The organism is Olleya sp. HaHaR_3_96 (genome assembly GCF_019278545.1).
Classification (GTDB): Bacteria; Bacteroidota; Bacteroidia; order Flavobacteriales; family Flavobacteriaceae; genus Olleya.
This window is the reverse complement of record NZ_CP058987.1, coordinates 1,556,740-1,578,330: the sequence shown is the minus strand read 5'-3', so window position 1 is coordinate 1,578,330 and position 21,591 is coordinate 1,556,740. Positions and strand designations below refer to the sequence as shown.

The window sequence follows — 21,591 nt, the reverse complement described above, 5'->3', positions numbered from 1 at the left end:
AACCTTGCGATACTATTTTTAGTCTTAATAAAAACTTAAAACTAATTTAGAATCATTATTTTTTACGCATATATACACTGATAGGCACCCCTTTAAAGTCATATAACTCACGTAATTTATTCTCTAAATAACGCTTATAACCTTCACGTACATATTGTGGTAAATTACAGAAAAACGCAAATTGTGGTTGCGGAGTAGGCAACTGCATGATGTATTTAATCTTAACAAATTTACCTTTGTAAGCTGGTGGTGGGTAATTATCTATAATTGGAAGTAACGTCTCATTAAGTTCGCTAGTTTTGATACGCTTAGAACGGTTATTATAAACCTCCACAGCAGTTTCGATAGCTTTAAAAATACGTTGTTTTGTCAATACTGAAATAAATACAATTGGCACATCTGTAAATGGCTCTAATTGTTTTTTGATATGCTTTTCAAACTCGTTAGTAGATTTATGATCTTTTTCTACTAAATCCCATTTGTTAATTAAAACTACAATTCCTTTTCTGTTACGTTGTGCTAACCAGAAAATATTCTGAATTTGACCATCAAAACCTCTAGTTGCATCAACCACTAATAAACAAACATCCGCATGCTCAATAGCACGAACACTTCGCATTACAGAATAAAATTCTAAATCTTCTTTTACTTTTGATTTTTTACGAATTCCTGCAGTATCAATTAAATTGAATTCAAATCCAAAACGGTTATACTTAGTATCTATTGAATCTCTTGTAGTACCCGCTATATCTGTAACAATATATCTATCTTCTCCAATTAAAGCATTAATAAAAGATGATTTTCCTGCATTTGGACGACCAACTACAGCAAAACGTGGTAATGGATCTTCCTCTTGTACTTCTTCTATTTCTGGTAAAGCTTCAACAAGAGCATCTAAAAGGTCTCCTGTTCCACTACCGTTTATACTTGCAATGGTAAAATAATCTCCTAATCCAAGGCTGTAAAACTCAACAGCATCTTCTTCTCGCTTACCATTATCTACTTTATTAACAACTAAAAATACAGGTTTTGTCACTTTACGTAATAAACGCGCAACATCCTCATCCATTCCTGTAACACCATCCTCTACATTAACCATAAAGATAATAGCATCTGCCTCATCAATAGCTAATTCTACTTGCTTATCAATTTCAGCTTCAAAAACATCATCACTTCCTTTTACATAACCTCCTGTATCGATTAACGAAAATTCTTTTCCGTTCCAATCACTTTTTCCGTAATGTCTATCTCTTGTTACACCACTTACCGCATCAACAATTGCCTCACGACGTTGAATTAAACGATTAAAAAATGTTGATTTCCCTACATTAGGTCTTCCTACTATTGCTACTATATTACTCATAATTTATTTTTTTATGCATTACATATCCTGTAAGCGAGTGCAAAGGTAGTGTTTAGTTCCAGAAAAAATAGTATTTTACTTTCATTATGAGATAATTATGAATGAAAATTTAAATGAAGTCGTGCTACGTCCACGATTCAAAATAGAATTAAATAAAAAACACACGTCTGTTTTAGAGGCTTTTGAAGCTAAAAAGCACAATCAGAGTCAATTTATTGTCTCTAGAATTGACGATCATGTCTTTATTAAACTACCAAAAGCAGAACAACATTTTTGGTCTCCGCAACTCCATTTAGAGATCAACGACCTAGAAAACAATAAAAGTCAGTTGTATGGTTTATTTGGGCCTAACCCAACCGTTTGGACTTTATTCATGTTTATGCATTTTATAGTTGCCGGATTATTTGTAGCCTTTTGTGTTTGGGCTTACTCCAATTATGCTTTACAAGTAAACTACCAATTACAAGTTTGGGGCTTAATCGGTATGACTATTATATGGTTTGTCCTTTACTTTGCCGGCCGAATGAGTAAAACCTCTAACCAAAAAGAAATGACCGACTTATACACCTTTATGAGTAGCGTTTTAGACGAATAAAAAAAGCTCTAGTAAAAACTAGAGCTTTTATTGTAGTCATTATTCTATATTACTGTTGGTTTTCGTAAAAACTTACTGTACCACTATCTTCGTTAGACACAATTAACAAGTCTTTGCCTGTAGGACTATCTATTGCAGGAATCGCTAATAGACCTTCTGGAGCCTCATCTCCCGAATGTGATAAAATAGACAAGAATACTGGAGCATTAGGATTTGAAATATCATAAACCATAACTTGGTCTGTACGTTCCAAACCAACAAATAAGATATAACGTTGATCTCCTATATTTAAAACATCTACACTTTCTGGCTCAGCTCCTTTATCATCACTACGTTTATCTTCATCATTAAAAGTATCCGGTGTTGCTGTTAATGTTTCTGTAGCAATACTATTTCCACTATCATATACTAAACCACCGTTACCATTCCAAATAGTAAAAGACCGCGCACCATAACTATATAAATAATCAAAATCGCCATCGTTATCTATATCTCCTTCTGATAACATTACATTTAAGCGTCCCAAATTAACTTCATTTTGGTAATCCTCTACCGCTGGAAACATAGTGGCATCTAAAGTCAAATCTTTTACTCTATCAATATCAGTGTATCCAGGTGTTCCTTCGTATTCTCTGGCGTCACCTTCATTTGCAGAAATAACATAATCAGTTCCATTTATTCTAACAGACACAATAGCATCCGGTTGATATAACCCTCTCACTGGCCAGTTTTTAAGTTCGGTTACACCATCCTCATTACTCACGTCCAAACTATTTTGTGGCAACATATGATCTTTATAACCTAAAGGTAAGATTGCTTCGATAGTTTTAGTTAGTAAGTTTATTTTTGCAATTCCGTTATTTTCTTGAAGTGATACCCAAGCCGTCTGCGAATCTTCAGAGATAGTAATATACTCTGGCTCTACATCTTTTGCTAAGTCTGCATTTAAACCTGTGACTCTAAAATGATCCGCTTCCAACGCAGCCTCTTGACTATTAAAACTTGTAAAATCCAAAGTGGTTACCGTATCAGTATTTAAATCGATTATACTAACCGTACCCATTGGGTCATCAGTATAATCTGCATTAGGCTCACCTTCATTAGCGGATAAAATAAAATTGCCGTCTTTAGAAAAAGTTACCATGTCAGGTAAAGCACCGACGGTATATTGATTATATAATGAACTATCAGAAGTATTGTAGACTCTTATTTGTCCTACATTTTGTTTGATTGGTGCTTCTACTGCCACAGCTAACTTACCATCAAACACAGCCACACTATTTGGAGATCCAAAAGCACTTAAACTAATGGCAGGTTCTTGAATAGGACTCTCTAAATCTAAAAGGTTGTAAATCGAAATCTCATTACTTTCAGCATTAGTTACAAATAGCTTTTTTGTAATCTTATCATATGCGGAAATTTCGGCAGCAGCCTCTCCTCCAACAGTAATAGTGGTTTTATACGTAAAATTAACAGCCGTATTTACCGTTGGTAGATCCACTGTATTATCGTCATCATCTGCACAATGCAGAAATAATAAAGTAGAAAAAAGTAATACTGATTTTTTTAAATGTTTCATTTTTAAATTGGTTTTTTATAAACCATAAAAATGAGACATAACCTTTAACCTAAAGTTAAGCCAAAGCAACCATTACATTAAAAATAACTATTGATTGTAACCAAAACGTTTTAGTTGACGTTGATTGCTTCTCCAATTTTTATTGACTTTAACGTAAAGTTCTAAGTGAATTTGTTTTCCGAAGAATTTCTCCAAATCTTTTCTTGCTTCTACACCAACACGTTTTAGCGCACTTCCTTTGTGACCAATGATGATTCCCTTTTGCGTCTCACGTTCTACCATAATTACAGAACGCACACGGATAATTTCATCTTCTTCAAAAAACTCTTCAGTATCAATCTCAACTGCATAAGGAATTTCCTTTTTGTAATGCATTAAGATTTTTTCGCGAATAGTTTCGTTTATAAAAAAACGTTCTGGTTTGTCCGTTAATTGATCCTTTGGATAAAAGGCAGGTGATTCTGGTAATAATTCAATAATTCTGTCAAAAACCTCTTTCACATTAAAGCCTTCTAAAGCAGAAATTGCAATAATCTCTGCATTTGGTACTTTAGTAGCCCAAGATTGCACTTGTTCTTCTAACTGCTCTTGATTAGATTTATCTATTTTATTAAGTAATAATAAGACTGGAATTTTAGCATTGGTGATTTTATTAAAAAACGCTTCGTCTTTTAATTCTCTTTCACCAATCTCGACCATATAAATTAAGATATCTGCATCGTCAAAAGCGGACTTTACAAAATCCATCATAGACGCTTGTAACTCGTATGCGGGCTTGATAATACCTGGTGTATCACTTAATATAACCTGAAAATCCTCACCGTTTACAATTCCAAGAATTCTGTGTCTTGTCGTTTGCGCTTTAGAAGTAATTATAGACAGTTTTTCGCCTACAAATGCATTCATAAGTGTTGACTTACCAACATTTGGATTACCAATAATATTTACAAAACCTGCTTTATGTGCCATCTTAATCTTATTTAATAGACCGCAAAGTTACGACCTTGGTTTGTTTATTCCTCTATCGTACATCACAATACTTCCTGCAACGGATACATTTAAACTTAATTCTGACTTAAATTTAACTAAAAAGTGACTTTTTGCTATCGCTTGCTTAGATAATCCATGATCCTCAGCGCCTAGTAAATAAACACAACGCCTAGGGTGATGGAACGTTTCTAGATCTACAGCAGTATCATCCAGTTCCACACCAACCAATCTTGCGCCTTTTGGAATGTTGTTATAAAACTCCTCAAAAGTTGCATAGTGAAAATAGGGCATTGCTTTTACCGCATTATGTGTATCGCACGCTTGTTTAGCATACCGATTACCAATAGTAAAAATATAACTAGCGCCTAAGTTTTGTGCTGTACGCCATAGTACGCCTAAATTCTCGGGTGTTTTACCATTTTGGATACCGATTCCAAAATATTCATTTTCAAAATTATCTACCATTTTACAAAAGTAAAATTTTTATATAAATTATAAACACTCCCTTTGATTATATCAATGGATTGAGATCTCTTAAAGTTTTATTAATTAACTGAAAGGTCTTGACATAAAAACGACAAAATGTGTAGTTTCATATAAAAATTAATAAATGACAACACTTAAATCGGTTATACTCGTTTTATCTATAACGTTATTAGCCTCTTGTAATACGGTAGAAAAAAACAAACCTGAAACTATTTTACAGGAACCAACTACCACTCCTAAAGTTGAAAAATTAGACAAAGGACAAACGGTTTTAAACGAAACTATTCTTGCGCATGGTGGAGACTTATACAACTCCGCTAATTATGCTTTTACATTTAGAGATAATAACTATCAATTTAAAAATGAAGGCACTAACTATACCTACACAAAAACAGTTAAAAAAGGCGAAACCATAACAATAGATGTTTTGGAGAATGATACCTTTTCAAGAACCGTTAACGATAAACCGGTAACCCTTTCTGACAAAGCTAAAGCAAGCGCTACAGGTGCTATAAACTCTGTAATTTACTTTGCAACGCTTCCTTACAAACTAAACGACAGCGCAGTTAATGTTAAATACATTGAAAGCACTACCATTAAAAACAAAAATTATACTGTTTTAGAAATTACTTTTAATGAAGCCGGTGGCGGAGAAGATCACGACGACCAGTTTTATTATTGGATAAATAAAGACTCCAAAAAGATAGACTACCTAGCTTACAGTTACAAAGTAAATGATGGGGGTGTTAGATTTAGAAGTGCCTATAACTCTAGAGTTATTGATGGCATAACCTTTCAGGATTATATTAATTATGAAGCTGAAGTTGGCACACCTTTAAAAGATTTACCAAAACTTCTTGAAGCCAAAAAGCTAAAAGAACTTTCAAAAATAAAAACTGAGAACATAATTAATTTAAACAAAAACTAAAAATGAAAAAATTACTATTTATTATCGCAATTGTATTAACTGGATCGACTGTCAACGCTCAAGAATTTGCAAAAATGGACAAAAGCACAATGGATCGTGCTTATTATCCAAGTGAAGCACCACACAGAACCTTTAAAAAAGACGATGCAGAAAAGAAAGCTTTAGAACCACAAATACGTGTAACCTACTCGCGTCCTGCTAAAAAAGGAAGAGTTGTTTTTGGTGAATTATTAAAATTTGGTGAAGCTTGGAGAGTTGGAGCTAACGAGTCTACTGAAATCTTATTTAATAACGATGTTACTTTTGGTGGAAAAGAGATTAAAGCGGGACGTTATACTGTAATTATTATTCCTACTGCTACAGAATGGACTTTAAAGTTAAATACAGAATTAGATGGTTGGGGAAATTACGGATACGATGCTAGTAAAGATGTTGCTAGTGTAACTGTACCGGTTTCAAAAAGCAAAAAAGAGATTGAGAACTTATCAGTTTCACTTTACGAAGCTTCTAAAAATACAGTACATTTAAAAATAGGATGGGATACTACAGTTGCTGAATTTCCTATTACTTTAAAATAAAGCAAGTCAAATAAGTCTGCCCAAAACGGGCTAACACACTTTACAAAAAAACCGATAAAGACAACTTTATCGGTTTTTTTTATTAAAACATACGGTTCTATAGCACTTAAAATAGCATCTTCTATTCAAAATGTTTTTTTACAAAGGCACTTTTCTCGTGGTCTGTCATCTTATCAGCTGGGGCAACATCAATTTTAACATCCTTAAAATGCAAATCTTTTTTCAAGACATTATACAATTCTGTTTTCGCATTTGTTGGACCAAATAAAAGCACATTATTATAATTTAAAATAGCATTTGCAATTTCCTTATAATAAGCGTCATTCATCTGTTGTCGTTTATTATGCATTAGACTTTCGCTTTTACTCAATGCCTCTTCCTTGGTGTCAAAATTAAATTTAGAATCTATGGTTTGACTTTCTTTCTTGGCATTTAAATCAATCAGATTTGCGCTGGAATGATCCATCCAAATTCCTAAGTTTTTTTCTTTTTTCATGTTTTTTTCTATTAAAATTAGAGGTAACTATATTTCCTACATAAGACTAATTAAAACCTTACTTTGTGTTAACAGGAAGTTTGATTTGTACATCTACATCAGGCCACAATTTTGAAATCCCATCTGTTCCTGTATGCAAATCATAACACACTTTATTTAACGACTGCATGGCTTCGTTCCCTTTCCATGTTTTTAAATCAATTTTTGCAGACATAATTATAGTATCATTTTTAAATGAATAGTTATAATTTAAAGGATTTGTCATCGTATTCATCTTTAAACTAAAAATCCCTTTACCTTGATCTGCTTCTACTACAGCGCCTTCAATAGTATCGGTATTAAATACTTTAAAAAAGGAAGCAACCAATTTGGTGTCTCTTATTTCTAAATTAGAATTAACAGAAGCTGTTTGTATTACTATTTTAGCTTGTTTTAGTAATGCTTCAATAGACGATGCTTTATTAGGTCCAGAAAACTTAAAATTATCAAACTGACCACTAACCCCAAGTTTATCAGTAAATTTATATGCAGTCCATAAAACAGACATACCTGTTGTATCAATAGAATATAAATCCCCTTCTTTTACGGTTTCAGCATCGCTTATTTTTGTTTTTTCTTTTTTCGAAGTGTTACATGAAAAAATCAATAACGTTAAAACCAAATAGGTTGTCTTATTTAATAGTAGTTTCATAAAAATAGGTGTAATATTATGTTTAGGAGTTGTTTTTAATACGTTTACTGTGTTATTAAGTGTCAACAAAGACAAAGGTAGAAAGAGTAATAGCCTCCTGAAATGATACAAGTCAGTTATACTTGTTTTTAAATTTGTTAATTTGCCACTTAAACCTTTAGTTAAAAATTTAGACGCACCATTTTATGATTAAGAACTTAGTAGTCATTATATTTTTTATAACCTTAGGCAGCGATTCGCATACTTTCGAAGAGAAAATCATATTTGATGTTATACGCAACGAAAAAGTAATTGGTAACCTAAAAGCGACTAAGACAATCAAGGATTCTAAAACCTATTATAAAAGCTCAACGAGTATTAAAGCTAGAATTATAAAAGAGATTAGGGTCAATTATAAATATAACGTCACTTTTGATTCTGAATCTTTACAGCAATCCAATGTAAACATTACAGTAAATGAAAAATCACATGCTAAAACAAGTACTGAATGGGATAATAACACTTACCAAGTCGTTAAAAATGGAAAGGATGAAGCTACAATTACTAACGCCATCTCCTACTCTACTGTGCAGTTATATTTTGAAGAACCAAAAAATATTACGACTTGCTATTCAGAACAAAATGGAAGTTTTAATACTATAATAGCCATGGGAAATCATGTTTATAAAAAAGTGAATGCAAGCAACAACGAAAATTTATACTATTACAAAAACGGACTTTTAACCAAAGCCACTATAGATGGTGGGCTTATTCAGTTTGAAATCATCAGAAAAAGTAACCATTAGACTATGACGATAGCCATTATTCTATATTTTCTTTTAGCCTTTTTTTTAATGGGAAAATTATTAATTTATGGTATCAGACCCACTAAAACATTGGCTTGGTTACTCGCTATTTTTACGGTCCCTATTGGTGGCATGCTGTTTTACTTTGTTTTAGGTCGAAACAGAAGAAAAAACAAATTTTACACACTAAAAAAAACCAAAGCGATATCACAATATTACGCAAGGGTCGAAGCCTATTATAGCACATTGGATAAGGATCAAAATGATACTTTCCCAAAGGCTATTACAGCACATATTAAATTAGCTAAACTCATAACTAAAGGGTCTAAGTTTACACCAACCTTGGGCAACGAATTACGTCCATTAAAAAATGGAAAAATAACTTTTGATGCTATTTTTGAAGCACTAAAGCAAGCTGAAAAATTTATTCATATTCAATATTACATTTATGAAGATGGTGATTTAGCCGAACAATTCAAATCCATTTTAATACAAAAAGCGAAGGCAGGTGTCGAGATTCGTTTTCTATATGATGCTTTAGGCAGCAGAACATTAAGTAACAGCTATATTAAAAGTCTTACAGCGGAAGGCATAGAAGTCTATGGTTTTTTACCCATGACATTTGGTCGTTTACTCTCTTCTATTAATTACAGAAACCATCGCAAAATTGTAATTGTGGATGGCCGTATTGGTTTTACAGGCGGCATTAATGTGTCTGACAAATATGTTACTGGAGATCCTATTTTAGGACACTGGTACGATATGCATTTGCAATTAAAAGGCACAATAGTTAATAGTTTACAAGCGGTATTTGCAATGGACTGGAGTTTTGCTAGTGGCACAGATAATTTATTAAGCACTAAATACATTTTAAAACATAGTACTCCAGGACAATCCATAGCACAAATTGTTGCTAGTGGCCCTGATTCTGATTTTTCTTCGGTACAACAACTTTATTTTTCTATAATAAATAGCGCTAAAGATTATGTATATATAACCAATCCGTATATCATTCCAGGAGAAGCTATATTGGAGGCTATGCAAGTGGCAGCTATGAGTGGCGTCGACATTAGACTGCTATTATCCACTAATTCCGATAGTTTTTTAGTCAAGTGGAATGTTCGCGCTTATTTTGAAAGCTTACTAGAAGCTGGAGTTAAAATATACTTATATCCTGATGGATTTTTACACAGTAAAGTTATAATATCTGACGATGCGCTAACTTCTATTGGTACTGCCAATCTAGATATTAGAAGCTTTGAGCAAAACTACGAAGTAAACGCCCTTATTTACGACAGTAAAATAACGATAGACCTAAAGCAAGATTTTTTAAGAGATTGCCACAAAAGTAGTCAAATGGACTATCAACAACATCTTAAAAGACCAAAAACAGAACGTTTAAAAGAAGGACTTGCCAAAGTATTTAGTCCCGTATTATAAGCAACTGATAATAATCATTATTTTTATGTAAGCAACGTATTACCTTTACTTTAACTAATACAACTTATAAATGAATACAGGTTTAGTCCTTTCTGGAGGAGGCGCCAGAGGTGCAGCACATATAGGAGCAATAAAAGCATTAGAAGAGTCTGGAATTACACCAACACATATTGCAGGAACAAGTGCGGGAGCTATTATTGGTGCTTTATACGCGGCCGGTGTCAGTTGGTCTGAAATGTTAACCTTTTTTAAAAACATATCCATTTTTCAAACCACGAGATATGCACGTAATAAACCAGGCTTTATAAATTCGGCAAAATTTTATGATGATCTTAAAACCTATTTTCCAATTGATAATTTTGAAGCTTTAAACAAACCACTTTTTATTACTGCAGCAAATGTCATCGATGGTACATTAAAAATTTTTAGCAAAGGACAGCTTATAAAACCTGTAATCGCTTCGGCTTCTTTCCCTGGTGTTTTTACACCTACGGAAATTAATGGTAAATTTTATATCGACGGTGGGACTTTAAATAATTTCCCTGTAGAACCTTTGCTAAAAGACTGCGACAAAATTATAGGCGTTTATGTTAATCCTTTAAAAAAAATCAGCATTAAAGATTTAAAACATTCCTATAGCGTTGTAGAAAGAGCCTATAAAATTAAAGTTGCTTCGGAGTCCATGTTAAAATTTCCCAGTTGTAATTTAGTGATCTCGCCAGAAGAATTAATTAACTACGGCACTTTTGATATGAATAGTATAGATGCTATTTTTAATTTAGGTTACACAGCCACAAAAAAAGCATTAGAAGAAAACAAAAACATATTAGCACCGTAATTACACCAATAATCTTTCAAAAAAACACTAAATTATTATAAAACAATTAACCCAACATCTAATTTACAGTCATAAAAATGAGTAGTCAATTAAAAGACAACATTCTTTTTAAAAGTATTTTCCAATCTTCTGTCGAAGGCATTTTGGTTATAGATGATTCTGGAGTTATTATTAAAGCCAATCCCGCTAGCGAACTCATGTTTGGTTATAATGAAGACGAATTAATTCAGGAAAAATTAGACATTCTTATTCCTAATAAATTTAAAAACAATCATAAATCACATCGTAACCATTTTTCTGAAAACCCTACATCAAGGCGTATGGGACAAAATTTGGATTTATGGGGCTTAAAAAAAGATGGCACGGAGTTTCCTTTAGAAATCAGTTTAAGTCCCGCCAAGATTGACAACCAACAAATTGTCATTGCTTTTATAATAGATATCACAGAGCGCATGTCTGCTAAACAAGCCCTACTAACTAGTGAAAGTCGAATGGCGGAAGCCCAACGTCTTGCACACGTTGGTAATTGGCATTGGAATATCCAAACTAACGAAAGAAGCTGGTCCGATGAGTTTTATAGAGTTCTTGGACTTATCCCTGGTGACAAAAAACTGAATTCAGAATCCGTCAGAAATTTTATACATCCAGAAGATAGAGCCAACACAATACAAGCAATAGATGACGCCGTAAAAAATAAAACACTGTATAAACACAAACATAGAATTGTTAGACCAAATGGAGAGATAAGACACCTTTTATCAAAAGGTAAACCACTATATGATGCAGACGGGAAACCAAAAGAAATGTATGGCACCATTCAAGATATTACCAAACATAAAGATATTGAATTAAAACTAAAAAGTAGTAAAGAAAAAACGCAAGCCATACTAGAAGCCTTACCTGACGTTATGATTTTGTATGACAAACATGGCAATCACTTAGAGATACATGCACCGGAAGATTATCAACTTGTGGTCCCTTATAGCGATCACATAGGTCATAATATTGATAAGATTCTTCCAAAAAAAGTTTGCAATAAAATAAGACAAGGTTTTGCCGATTGCGAAAAAACTAAAAAAAATCAAATTGTAGAATACTCGCTTACTATCATGGGTAAGTTGATACATTTTGAATCGCGAATAGTTAAAACAGAAACTAATAATTTTTTGTGTATTATCCGCGATATTACTGAAAGCGAAAATGACGAAAAAAAGATTATAGAAAATGAACAACGTTTACGATTAACTTTAGAAGCTGGTGAGTTTGGCTCTTGGCATTGGAATTTGATTACCGATAACATCGTAAGAGATACTTACCAAAATGCTTTATTTGGTATGGACGCTACAGAATACACCACTACTTATCAAGATTTTTTAAATAATATACATCCTGAAGATAGAGACAAGGTACAAACCACAATAACTGAAGCCATAAAAAACACTGGTAATTATACGCTACAATACAGAATAACACACCCTGATTTATCCATACATTGGCTTCAGGAAAAAGGAAAGGTTTTTAAAAATATTAATGGCACGCCAGAACGCATAATAGGTGTAACCAATAGTATTACAAAACAAAAATTAGCAGAAGAAAAATTAAAAGAAAGCGAAGAAAAACTAAGAAACTACACCCTAGCGTTAGAAGCTAAGGTAACCGAACGCACAAAAGAACTAACCTCCGTTGTTCAAAAACTAGTGGCAGCAAACCTTAGTCTTGAAGACCAAATATTAATCACCGAAGAAGCCGAAAACATAGCTCTTAATAGTAAACAGGTTCTTGCAAACATTACTAAAAACTTCCCAAAAGGATTTGTAGTGGTCGTTGACATTGATTTAAAAATTATTTTTATTGACGGTGAAGAAATAGAAGCATTAGGTTTTAGCGCCCTCGAACATACAAATGCAACAATATATGATGGCATCGGAATTACGGAAGTTACTAGAGACATATTAATAAAAGAAATAAAAAAAACTTTTAAAGGAGAGCATTGTTCTTTTGAGATAAATATTCAAAATAGATCTTACCTAGTTAATACGACTCCTTTACTAAATAACGAGAATCAAATTGAACAGATATTATTAGTAAATAATAACATCACACAACAAAAGCAAATAGAACTAGATATCTTAAAGACGTTAACTAAGGAACGAGAATTAAGTGAATTAAAATCGCGTTTTATATCTATGGCTTCACATGAATTTAGGACGCCTTTAAGTGCCATTTTGTCTTCAGCTATATTAATTGAAAAACAAAACGAACCAGGAAAAGAAGACAAGAGAATTAAATATGTCTCTAAAATTAGATCTAATGTAAAAAACCTGGTCGTGATACTAAACGATTTCCTTTCTCTAGGCAAATTACAAGAAGGAAAAGTCATTGCACATCCAGAAGCGTTCAATTTAATTGCTTTTACGGAAACGTTAATTGAAGAATTTGAAGACCTAAAAAAAGAAGGTCAAACTATTAATTTACAATGTAAACTCACCTCTATTAAGGTGTTTTTAGATGTTAAATTATTAAAGCACATCATTTACAATTTAGTCTCTAATGCTATAAAATATTCTGAAGAACATCAAGACATAAATATAAGTATAACGATTAAAAACCAGTTGGTCTGCATAGAAATCAAGGATAAAGGCATTGGGATCCCAACCGAAGATCAAAACAATATGTTTCAACGTTTTTATCGTGCTAATAATGCTTCAAACATACAAGGTACAGGGTTAGGCTTAAATATAGTAAAACAATATACCGAATTAATGGATGGTACTATTAACTTTAAAAGTGAAATAAATGAAGGCTCTATCTTTTACATTGAATTTCCTTTAAACCAAAAACAAAATGAATAAAATACTATTAATTGAAGACAATCAAGACGTAAGAGAAAATACAGCAGATATTCTTGAATTAGAAAATTATACGGTGATTACCGCCGAAAATGGTAAAATAGGTGTTGAGAAAGCGCTAGAGCATACTCCAGATATTATTATTTGCGATATTATGATGCCCGTCCTAGATGGTTACGGTGTTTTTGAAAGCTTAAGCAAAAACCATAAAACAGCAAGTATTCCTTTTATTTTTCTCTCTGCTAAATCAGAAAAAACAGACATAAGAAAAGGTATGAATATTGGTGTAGATGATTATTTAACCAAACCTTTTGAAGAAGACGAACTGTTAGATGCTATAACATGTAGGATAAAAAAAAGCACCTTTTTAAAGAAAGAATTTGCTAAAAACATGGAAGGTCTTAGCGCGTTTATTAGCGATGCTTCAGAATATTTAAAACTTGAAGAACTTTCTAAAGATCGTGATCTTGAAAAATATAAGACTAAGGCTTGTATTTTTACAGAAGGAGACGCTGCACATCAATTATATTTCATTCAAAAAGGAAACGTCAAAACTTATAGAACTACCGAATCTGGAAAAGAATTTGTGACAGGTCTATACGGTCCTGGAGATTTTATAGGTCAATTATCACTACTTGGCGATAAAGGCCTGTATATCGAAACCGCAAGCGTATTAGAAGATGCTGAGATTTGTGGCATCCCGAAAACAGACTTCACTAAACTCTTATATAGTAATAAAGAGGTCTCTAATAAATTTATAGATCTTATCTCAAATAATTTAATAGATATGCAAGAGCATTTGGTTGACATGGCCTACTCTACTGTACGACAAAGAACAGCCAAAGCATTACTAGAATTAGATCAAAAAGGATTAATTAAAGATAACGACCATAAAGGAATAAGTATTCCTAGAGAAGATTTTGCAGGATTAATTGGTACCGCAACAGAAACGGCTATACGTATGTTAACCGAGTTTAAGCATGAAGGGTTAATCGAGGTAGAATCTAACAGAAGACTTGTTTTATTAAACAAAGAAGGACTAAAACAAATTTCAGAATTTGGATAGTAGTCATTAAATAAAAGGAGTTTTACTAAATAGTTATAATAAAACTCCTTTTTATTATCTGAATATTTTAATCAACTTAGTCGTTATAAATTCCAGCAACTTGACTTGTAACGTATTTTTAATCTCACTTTTAATACTAGTGGTACTAAAACTGGCTTTTGAACTTCTTAAATTCTGTTTTATCTGTTGTTTATAAATCTGTTTTTGAAGACTTATAATTTTCAACTGATTATCTATGTCTTCAAACGAATTGTAGCTATTTGGTATCATCTTTTATAAAATAACATTTAGAAAATTTTCTTAATAATGGCCCATTACATTTATTTCTAAAAAAATAAACAACCATTACAACTACTACATAAAACAAGCCTACAATTAAAAAACCGTAAAACGTATCATCTAAAATTTGCGCAAATCTAAAGGCAACAGCAAAAGACAAGATGAGTAACATTATACAAGCTAAAGCACCAATAACAATTACTTTAGTGATATAAGTAACCCCTAACATTAGTACTTTAAAACTTTTTAGCTTAATGTAATCTTCACTACTTTTTATATAAGCATGAATATTAACATCTGTATCTAGTACGTTTTCTTTTAATTTTTCAAAAGCCATAATTATTTTTTTTGCGGCTCCATTTTTTTTAGTTCTTCTAACTTACGTTCTAAGCTAGAAATAATATCTTCTGCTTTACCATTCATATGAGAAATAGTTTCATCTAACTTTTCTTTCATTTCTTCTTTTTTCTCATTTACAGATCTTGTCAAATCTGCTTTAGCATGAGACACACGCTCTGAAATATCGTGTCCCGTCTCTTCTACTTTTTGTTTAATTTTTTTTCTTGTTTTTGTTCCTTTATCAGGAGCATATAAAACGCCTATTCCTGCTCCTAAAGCAGCGCCAGCTAGTAAAGCTAATAGTGTGTTTTCCTTAGTACTTGACATAATTTTATATTTTAAAGATTAATAAATTACTTTCTATGCCACTAAATTAGGGTAACTGGAGCTTATTTAGAATGACCTAGGTCACTGCGTTAAAAAATTACGGAATGATATAGGTCATTACTTTTTTACATAAAGCACATTACATTAGACCTACACTATGAAATTATTATGAAATCAAAAATTAACGAAACAAAGCAAAAGCGTGTTTTATTAAAATCATACTCAAAATTTCAGCAAATAGAACAAGCAATACAAACCCTTAAAGTATCCAATAACACTAATCTGCAAATTTCTATTATTGGAAAGTTTGATGACAATGGCTTGGATGATGCCAAAACACTAATTGTTTTAGAAGAGGACATGGAAACAAAATGCAAAGCTTTGTTTGAATACCCTATAGACTTTGGCATTCTTTCAAATCCTGACATTGGATCCCTTTTTATTACAGGGTTTCTTGTGTCGCTCTTTTTACAAGAAATAGAACTTAAAGAAATTGGCGCGATGTTAACGGGCCCTTACGGTATTTTACGAGGTCTAGGGATTGATAAAGACAATGCACAAACCTATTTAAAAGCATTACATGATGGAGATTATTTAATTATTATTAGAGGTTTTGAAAACGAATTAAAACAATTTGAAGCTGATTTAAATTGATTTTATTTAAATTTAGAGATCACATTACTCATTAAAACTAAACCCTTTTTTAATGTTATTTATAATATAAACCTTATAATTCAAAACAAAAAAAAACTCAGATTACTCTGAGGTTTTTTACTTATTATAGTGGTAACATCTACCTGTTACGCATTAACTTATAACCGCTTACTTCCTCTTATCACGCAGTGTTATTAAACAAAGGCGACACGCTGTCCTAAGTAACCGTGTTCTTCTTTAGTGAATAACACCTTTAAATTCCCATGTCAAAACCTCATCAGGATCATTATCTATAAGATACTTAACAACATTACGATGTAAGACAATAGTTGGTAAATACTCTTGCAAACGAAATAATAATGTCTCGTCAATTTTTGACGTATCTAAGGCCAACTCACAACGAATACCATGTTTTGGTTTCTTTTCTTTAAATAGAGATGCAGGAAAAGCACCACAAGCAATTACGTCTATAATATTTACCGCAAAATAGTCATCCCATACCGTGTCGTCTTTCTCACTTTTGATAACTAAAGGAAACGTTTGCAATCCCGTTACGCCCGCTTCTGTCAGCAAATCAATAAACCTTTTAGACATTACAGGAATATTACCATCATTAAAATCAAGTATTGCATCTCCAGATTTTGCATTAGTTGTAAATACTATAGGAGTATCTATACTTGTTGCTATTTTCTTTCCAGATAGAAAATCTAAGCCATCATATTCTTTGTTTGCTACTTTTAACACAACATCAGTCCCTGATGAATTGTCTTCCTCCAACACAAAATACATGTTTTTACCTTCCGGAGTCCTATTTTTTAACTTATTAAAATACACCGTTAAAGCCTGCGCCTTAGAAACGTATAATCTACTGGTCATTTTTCCTTTTTCACCAATAGTACCTGTTTGGTATGTAAATTCATGATCATCATTTTCAAAAGAAAATGACCCTGTATTATAAAAAGCTTTTACATTTATCTTATTAAATGTATTTGCTTCTCTATCCTCTATAAAATCCTCTAATTCAATCGTCTGTTTATGGTCTTGATTTAAGATAAACAAAAATAATTCGTTGGTATGATAGTTTGCAAAATCACCCTCATTAAGAAAATCTGCTTTGGTATATTCGCGTTCTAACGCATGTATCACATAGGGCAACATTTCATGTATATCATTTGACAAAGCATACATACAAGCAATATTAAAATTCATAACACCCCTAGCACGCTTAGACTCTTCAACTTTACTAAAATACGGACTCAAGACAGCAAGCCCTTCTTTTATTTGACCGCTAGCACAATAAGCCACAATAAGATTTGCTATAATATTATCAGCCAACATTCTAATTGGATCAAAAGCGCCTTTATGCTCTAAAAATACATCTATCGTTTTTTGAAGCTGACCTAACCTTATTAAACTCATAATAAGAATATTTAAGGCGTTATTATTTGCTTTTAATAACAAAGCGCGGTTTCCATAAACTGCCGCTTGGGTATAATTTGAATTAAAAAAATAATGAGCTTCTGCTAAACGTAAAACAATTGTAAAATCGTCTGGATATGCTAAAATTATAGCTTCTTCCATGTCTATAAGTTGCCCCCAAGCTTTCTGTGAACCACATCTTAAAAATTTAATTTTAAGAAGTGCCTGTTCTGGAGCAGTCGCCTCCGCTTGAATTAGTAAATCAATCAAGTCCTTATTGTTGGCTTTATGCGCTAACATTAACGGATTGTCACCATTTTCGCGCATAGCATTGACATCTGCAGAAGCACTAACTAGCATTTTAGCAATTTGAACAGCCTCATTTTGTATAGCATAATGTAAAGGCGCTGATCCTTTTTCCCAACCTTTACTCGTTATACAAGCATTAGGGTTTGCATTATACTCTAACAATAGTTTTACCACCTGAATATACTTTTCGTTATCCCCTTTAGCATAAGAGCATACCAAACCTAAAATAGTATGTCCGTCGTTATCACTTTGGTTTACATCGACTCCTTTTTTTAGTAATATTTCTAGAAGATTCTTATCTTCAGAAACAAAGAATAATAAGTTCCTGTTCGATTCTGAATTTATATAATTAATATCAACAATACCAAATTGAATACAATCCATTAAAACATTTACATGCTTTTCCGCATTATCAAATAGCGCTTCAGTATCAAATTGAATGCCTTTGTTATTACATAATTTAAGTATCGATAACTCTTTATTGTCTAGAGAATAATCTACTATTTTTTCAATAAGACCACTATCAAGCAGCACGCCTTGATCTAACAGGGCTTCAATCTTTACTAGATCAACATTTTCAATAGCTTCTAATAAAGTCGCTCTATTTTCTTTTCTGTTTATTAATTGGTCAATCCCTTTTTTAATCGTTGCAGAACCAGACTCTAAAATCCCATCTAATAACTCTTCAAAATAGTCCTCCTCCAGGTATTCTTCTTCTTCATATTCTTTTTTATAAGTTTCTAGAACATTCAGTATTTTTTGCTGAAGGACAGGATCTTCAGTATTGTGTAATGCAGGCGCAAAAAGGTCGTCCATACCATCCCCTCCATCGTTATTAAGCATATCGCCTGACGCTTTCTCTAATAATTTAAATAATGCTTCCGATTCGAATTGAGGAAAATAAACACCTATTAACCCATCTTGGTTAGTACGACCCCAGAATCGATGTCCCGCATCATAATATTCGCAAGCGACATAAAACTGAGCTACAACTGCAAGTTGTGCCTCTAAATCCTTTCGTTTAATAATTTCTTCAACAACTAAACTAGTCACTTTAAAATTAAAATAAATATTCTGCAATGTCATTTGAAAAACAGAAACCAACACAGACGATGAAAGTTTATTTATGTGTTTTTGAAGGTATTCATCTAAAATGGATACCGTCACTAAACTTTCGTCTTTCATCTTTACCCCTAGAAACTGGACAAAAGGATGTTTACCTCTTGTATAATAAATATCTACTAATGTTTTTAAAGTATCAAGCCCTTTCTCAAACACAACTAAATCATCCGTTTTTAACTGCGCCATTGCTATTGTAAAAACAGAATGCTCACTTAGTTTTTCAACCTCTTTATACTCCTCCGCTTGCTTAGCTAAAAACATAGCATTGACTGCTTCCTCTGCTGTTTCTTTATTTTCGAAAGACGTTATTTTTATTAAAGGCGTTTCTTCACCTACACCATGAATTACAATAGTGTAATTTTTCTCTAACGCTATAAGAAAATAGTGAATTGTATTATTAATGGTTTGAGTGAAATATTTTTCTAAATGGGTCATGAAATTATTTTTAATATTACTAAATTATAATCAGTTATTTAAGCGTGCAAATTACTATTTATATGATAAAATTTATCACGGTTTTCAGTGATAAGCTTGTATAAAAATAATGTCTTTATTAAAAAGTAAAACAGAGTTTTAATGAGTTGATTTTGTTATAATTTAGTATCGTATTCAATACATTTAGAGTATGTAAATGCAATCCTTAACGCAGTATTACTTATTAAATTATTATAGAATAATAACAATAGATTGACAGTTTGTCTTTTTATTACCAACTGACCTAAGTCATTTTACATCAAACGATAAGTTTCCATCTTTACGTATAACTTATTAAGACTTATAACATGCAAACAAATGTTTCTTATTTCGAAAACAAAAAGGAGTTCCGTTTATTCGTAACTAAATCCTTTCCAAATTTAATTAAACTAAAAAAAGAAGGAGATCAAGCCTCTTTTAATCTTTTAGTATTACAAATAATACCACAAATAAGACAATACGTCAATACACAATTAAATATCGCTATTAGAAAAGGGCATTTCTCAAAAAACAAGTATAAAGCTGACGATATCATAGATCAATTATTTGTTGAAATTTATGATCATATAGATGAGGTTGAAAAAGAAGAACACTTTTATCAATGGTTATATAAAAAAACCAATGCATTGTTAGAAGATCTTAGTACCACTGAAGAATTTAATGATTTATTCTTCAAAAATATTGATGACTATTCTAAACCAGAATGGGATGCGATGCAAGAAAAATATAGTTCTGATGCTGATGGTGATGGCCATTTAAAATTGATTGAAGAATTTGAAGACAACTCATACAACCACAACGACTACACTTTAAACCACGTATTTATTGAGAATAAAGAGAAAGGTTGGATTGAAAAAATTGATAAAGACTTAAGTAAGGAGGATATTAAAAATCATATCACTATGGTGTTATATAATCTACCATCTGCTATGCGTAATGTTTTTGAATTATTTACAACTCAAGAGCTAAGTCTAGAAGAAATTGCAGAAATAAGAAACAACACCATAGAAGACGTTGAACAACTTTTAAAAGATGCTAAAAAAGCTTTACAGCTTAGTCTTTTAAATAGATATACTAATAAATAGAATAATTACATTTTAAACACATGACCATGAATACAAAAACTTCAAACCCAAAAACGGATTATTTACTTGGTGCAGGACTAGATGTTTTACACTTTGAAAGCAGAGAATGGCTAGATATTATTGCCTTTTGGAAAGATGAAATTAAATTTTTTAATGATTTGTTAAAGCACAAAGAAGCTTCAGAGAAAAACAATTCAGAATATGAAAACATGCTAAAAAACTTAGACAAAGTGCATGCTGATTTGTTTGATGATTTAAAACAAAGTGTAATAGAACATGAACAATTATTATCTAAAATAGAGCTAGCAGAAAAAGGATTATCCGATAATGATTACAGAGAAAAGCATGCGCAACTTTTATCAAGAATCAACACGTTCACTAAAGACTTTAAAACCTTTAAAAAAGTAGTTTTTGACTACTCAAAAGGTTTATAATTATCACAACTACTGAAGCCATTAGTATTATCTTTAAACCCCTTGTCTTCAGTAGTTATTTTTAAACACAAAAAACTAAATACCATGACTATGGAATTATCACTATATACTACAACAAATAATAACGCTGATGTAATTAATAATTTTATGGATTTATACCATAGTTTACATATGACACATTTAGCCAGTGATCTTTTAAAAAAAGGATTATCTCCGGACCAAATCTCAGATGCAGTAGCAGCAGCTCTAAGCATTTCAAAAACGTCTAACATTGAGACAAGTAAACATTTTATGCCCGTATATAGTGGAATAAATAACCAAATTATTCAGGATTGCAAATTATCGCATTTGGGCTATGGATTAGTAATATTGAATGCTGACAAAAGCTTACCGCTTGTTGGTAGCTTTCAGGTAGATGTTTTAAAAGAATTCCTTAATGATGTACACTAACTAATTTAGAAAGTT

The 21,591-nt window shown here is 32.0% G+C and carries 21 protein-coding genes; 12 read left to right on the top strand and 9 right to left on the bottom strand.

The annotated features are described in order from the left end of the window. Positions 1–55: 55 nt before the first annotated feature. Positions 56–1,363 (bottom strand): ribosome biogenesis GTPase Der, encoded by a 1,308-nt coding sequence (gene der, locus H0I26_RS06820; protein ID WP_101017184.1) that lies wholly within the window; start codon positions 1,361–1,363, stop codon positions 56–58. A gap of 97 nt (positions 1,364–1,460) precedes the next feature. Here der and H0I26_RS06815 point away from each other — a divergent pair, with 97 nt between their 5' ends. Beyond that, complete coding sequence (locus H0I26_RS06815; protein WP_218701568.1) at positions 1,461–1,958, top strand: GTP-binding protein; 498 nt, start codon at positions 1,461–1,463, stop codon at positions 1,956–1,958. Positions 1,959–2,007: 49 nt separating this feature from the next. Here H0I26_RS06815 and H0I26_RS06810 read toward each other — a convergent pair whose 3' ends face one another. From H0I26_RS06810 to H0I26_RS06800, 3 genes are all read right to left on the bottom strand, one after another. Next, on the bottom strand, positions 2,008–3,537 hold the full coding sequence (locus H0I26_RS06810) for a choice-of-anchor I family protein (RefSeq protein ID WP_218701567.1): 1,530 nt from the start codon (positions 3,535–3,537) through the stop codon (positions 2,008–2,010). Between the two features lie 87 nt (positions 3,538–3,624). Continuing rightward, positions 3,625–4,506 (bottom strand): GTPase Era, encoded by an 882-nt coding sequence (gene era / locus H0I26_RS06805; RefSeq protein ID WP_101017179.1) that lies wholly within the window; start codon positions 4,504–4,506, stop codon positions 3,625–3,627. 27 nt (positions 4,507–4,533) lie between these two features. Continuing rightward, positions 4,534–4,992: an RNA methyltransferase gene (locus H0I26_RS06800; protein WP_218701566.1), complete on the bottom strand. Its 459-nt coding sequence runs from the start codon at positions 4,990–4,992 to the stop codon at positions 4,534–4,536. A 145-nt stretch (positions 4,993–5,137) separates the two neighbouring features. Here H0I26_RS06800 and H0I26_RS06795 point away from each other — a divergent pair, with 145 nt between their 5' ends. Then, on the top strand, positions 5,138–5,941 hold the full coding sequence (locus H0I26_RS06795) for a DUF6503 family protein (protein WP_218701565.1): 804 nt from the start codon (positions 5,138–5,140) through the stop codon (positions 5,939–5,941). Between the two features lie 2 nt (positions 5,942–5,943). Next, positions 5,944–6,519, top strand: coding sequence for a DUF2911 domain-containing protein (locus H0I26_RS06790; protein ID WP_101017173.1), 576 nt, complete (start codon positions 5,944–5,946; stop codon positions 6,517–6,519). A 121-nt stretch (positions 6,520–6,640) separates the two neighbouring features. On the opposite strand, the gene H0I26_RS06785 is transcribed toward H0I26_RS06790, so the two are convergent. Then, positions 6,641–7,015, bottom strand: a complete 375-nt coding sequence (locus tag H0I26_RS06785; RefSeq protein ID WP_101017171.1) for a hypothetical protein — start codon at positions 7,013–7,015, stop codon at positions 6,641–6,643. A gap of 58 nt (positions 7,016–7,073) precedes the next feature. Next, positions 7,074–7,706, bottom strand: a complete 633-nt coding sequence (locus H0I26_RS06780) for a YceI family protein (RefSeq protein WP_218701564.1) — start codon at positions 7,704–7,706, stop codon at positions 7,074–7,076. A gap of 185 nt (positions 7,707–7,891) precedes the next feature. Here H0I26_RS06780 and H0I26_RS06775 point away from each other — a divergent pair, with 185 nt between their 5' ends. The 5 genes from H0I26_RS06775 to H0I26_RS06755 all read left to right on the top strand — a co-directional run bounded on the left by H0I26_RS06775 (position 7,892) and on the right by H0I26_RS06755 (position 14,684). Beyond that, entirely contained in the window at positions 7,892–8,491 is a 600-nt protein-coding gene (locus H0I26_RS06775) for a DUF6134 family protein (protein ID WP_256935288.1), read from the top strand. A gap of 3 nt (positions 8,492–8,494) precedes the next feature. After that, a complete protein-coding gene (gene cls, locus H0I26_RS06770; protein WP_218701563.1) occupies positions 8,495–9,931 on the top strand; it encodes a cardiolipin synthase in 1,437 nt (478 codons plus the stop codon). A 70-nt stretch (positions 9,932–10,001) separates the two neighbouring features. Then, positions 10,002–10,769 (top strand): patatin-like phospholipase family protein, encoded by a 768-nt coding sequence (locus H0I26_RS06765; protein ID WP_101017165.1) that lies wholly within the window; start codon positions 10,002–10,004, stop codon positions 10,767–10,769. Between the two features lie 77 nt (positions 10,770–10,846). Then, the gene (locus tag H0I26_RS06760) at positions 10,847–13,621 is read left to right on the top strand and encodes a PAS domain S-box protein (protein ID WP_218701562.1); all 2,775 of its coding nucleotides are present in this window, start codon (positions 10,847–10,849) and stop codon (positions 13,619–13,621) included. Next, positions 13,614–14,684, top strand: a complete 1,071-nt coding sequence (locus H0I26_RS06755) for a response regulator (protein ID WP_218701561.1) — start codon at positions 13,614–13,616, stop codon at positions 14,682–14,684. Before H0I26_RS06760 ends, H0I26_RS06755 begins: the two co-directional genes overlap by 8 nt. A gap of 256 nt (positions 14,685–14,940) precedes the next feature. Here H0I26_RS06755 and H0I26_RS06750 read toward each other — a convergent pair whose 3' ends face one another. Together H0I26_RS06750 and H0I26_RS06745 are read right to left on the bottom strand one after the other, a co-directional pair. Further along, positions 14,941–15,300, bottom strand: coding sequence for a hypothetical protein (locus H0I26_RS06750; protein ID WP_218701560.1), 360 nt, complete (start codon positions 15,298–15,300; stop codon positions 14,941–14,943). Positions 15,301–15,302: 2 nt separating this feature from the next. Further along, entirely contained in the window at positions 15,303–15,629 is a 327-nt protein-coding gene (locus tag H0I26_RS06745; protein WP_101017156.1) for a YtxH domain-containing protein, read from the bottom strand. A gap of 168 nt (positions 15,630–15,797) precedes the next feature. Here H0I26_RS06745 and H0I26_RS06740 point away from each other — a divergent pair, with 168 nt between their 5' ends. Further along, complete coding sequence (locus H0I26_RS06740) at positions 15,798–16,283, top strand: hypothetical protein (RefSeq protein ID WP_101017154.1); 486 nt, start codon at positions 15,798–15,800, stop codon at positions 16,281–16,283. A gap of 237 nt (positions 16,284–16,520) precedes the next feature. On the opposite strand, the gene H0I26_RS06735 is transcribed toward H0I26_RS06740, so the two are convergent. Continuing rightward, positions 16,521–19,568, bottom strand: coding sequence for an ankyrin repeat domain-containing protein (locus H0I26_RS06735; RefSeq protein ID WP_218701559.1), 3,048 nt, complete (start codon positions 19,566–19,568; stop codon positions 16,521–16,523). Between the two features lie 347 nt (positions 19,569–19,915). Between H0I26_RS06735 and H0I26_RS06730 the strand changes: the two genes are divergently transcribed. From H0I26_RS06730 to H0I26_RS06720, 3 genes are all read left to right on the top strand, one after another. Beyond that, positions 19,916–20,692 carry an RNA polymerase sigma factor gene (locus H0I26_RS06730; RefSeq protein WP_218701558.1) on the top strand — a complete coding sequence of 259 codons (777 nt, stop codon included), beginning with the start codon at positions 19,916–19,918 and terminating at the stop codon, positions 20,690–20,692. Between the two features lie 26 nt (positions 20,693–20,718). Beyond that, positions 20,719–21,126: a hypothetical protein gene (locus H0I26_RS06725; RefSeq protein ID WP_218701557.1), complete on the top strand. Its 408-nt coding sequence runs from the start codon at positions 20,719–20,721 to the stop codon at positions 21,124–21,126. 90 nt (positions 21,127–21,216) lie between these two features. Next, positions 21,217–21,576, top strand: coding sequence for a hypothetical protein (locus tag H0I26_RS06720; RefSeq protein WP_218701556.1), 360 nt, complete (start codon positions 21,217–21,219; stop codon positions 21,574–21,576). Positions 21,577–21,591: the final 15 nt, after the last annotated feature.

What these genes read in the sequence shown, in the direction of transcription:
- era (WP_101017179.1), bottom strand. Translation starts at nt 4,506, where the DNA reads ATGGCACATAAAGCAGGTTTTGTAAATATTATTGGTAATCCAAATGTT.
- H0I26_RS06785 (WP_101017171.1), bottom strand. Translation starts at nt 7,015, where the DNA reads ATGAAAAAAGAAAAAAACTTAGGAATTTGGATGGATCATTCCAGCGCA.
- H0I26_RS06730 (WP_218701558.1), top strand. Translation starts at nt 19,916, where the DNA reads ATGCAAACAAATGTTTCTTATTTCGAAAACAAAAAGGAGTTCCGTTTA.
- H0I26_RS06790 (WP_101017173.1), top strand. Translation starts at nt 5,944, where the DNA reads ATGAAAAAATTACTATTTATTATCGCAATTGTATTAACTGGATCGACT.
- H0I26_RS06720 (WP_218701556.1), top strand. Translation starts at nt 21,217, where the DNA reads ATGGAATTATCACTATATACTACAACAAATAATAACGCTGATGTAATT.
- H0I26_RS06765 (WP_101017165.1), top strand. Translation starts at nt 10,002, where the DNA reads ATGAATACAGGTTTAGTCCTTTCTGGAGGAGGCGCCAGAGGTGCAGCA.
- H0I26_RS06815 (WP_218701568.1), top strand. Translation starts at nt 1,461, where the DNA reads ATGAATGAAAATTTAAATGAAGTCGTGCTACGTCCACGATTCAAAATA.
- H0I26_RS06800 (WP_218701566.1), bottom strand. Translation starts at nt 4,992, where the DNA reads ATGGTAGATAATTTTGAAAATGAATATTTTGGAATCGGTATCCAAAAT.
- H0I26_RS06780 (WP_218701564.1), bottom strand. Translation starts at nt 7,706, where the DNA reads ATGAAACTACTATTAAATAAGACAACCTATTTGGTTTTAACGTTATTG.
- H0I26_RS06810 (WP_218701567.1), bottom strand. Translation starts at nt 3,537, where the DNA reads ATGAAACATTTAAAAAAATCAGTATTACTTTTTTCTACTTTATTATTT.
- cls (WP_218701563.1), top strand. Translation starts at nt 8,495, where the DNA reads ATGACGATAGCCATTATTCTATATTTTCTTTTAGCCTTTTTTTTAATG.
- H0I26_RS06760 (WP_218701562.1), top strand. Translation starts at nt 10,847, where the DNA reads ATGAGTAGTCAATTAAAAGACAACATTCTTTTTAAAAGTATTTTCCAA.
- H0I26_RS06735 (WP_218701559.1), bottom strand. Translation starts at nt 19,568, where the DNA reads ATGACCCATTTAGAAAAATATTTCACTCAAACCATTAATAATACAATT.
- H0I26_RS06745 (WP_101017156.1), bottom strand. Translation starts at nt 15,629, where the DNA reads ATGTCAAGTACTAAGGAAAACACACTATTAGCTTTACTAGCTGGCGCT.
- H0I26_RS06725 (WP_218701557.1), top strand. Translation starts at nt 20,719, where the DNA reads ATGAATACAAAAACTTCAAACCCAAAAACGGATTATTTACTTGGTGCA.
- H0I26_RS06755 (WP_218701561.1), top strand. Translation starts at nt 13,614, where the DNA reads ATGAATAAAATACTATTAATTGAAGACAATCAAGACGTAAGAGAAAAT.
- H0I26_RS06795 (WP_218701565.1), top strand. Translation starts at nt 5,138, where the DNA reads ATGACAACACTTAAATCGGTTATACTCGTTTTATCTATAACGTTATTA.
- der (WP_101017184.1), bottom strand. Translation starts at nt 1,363, where the DNA reads ATGAGTAATATAGTAGCAATAGTAGGAAGACCTAATGTAGGGAAATCA.
- H0I26_RS06740 (WP_101017154.1), top strand. Translation starts at nt 15,798, where the DNA reads ATGAAATCAAAAATTAACGAAACAAAGCAAAAGCGTGTTTTATTAAAA.
- H0I26_RS06775 (WP_256935288.1), top strand. Translation starts at nt 7,892, where the DNA reads ATGATTAAGAACTTAGTAGTCATTATATTTTTTATAACCTTAGGCAGC.
- H0I26_RS06750 (WP_218701560.1), bottom strand. Translation starts at nt 15,300, where the DNA reads ATGGCTTTTGAAAAATTAAAAGAAAACGTACTAGATACAGATGTTAAT.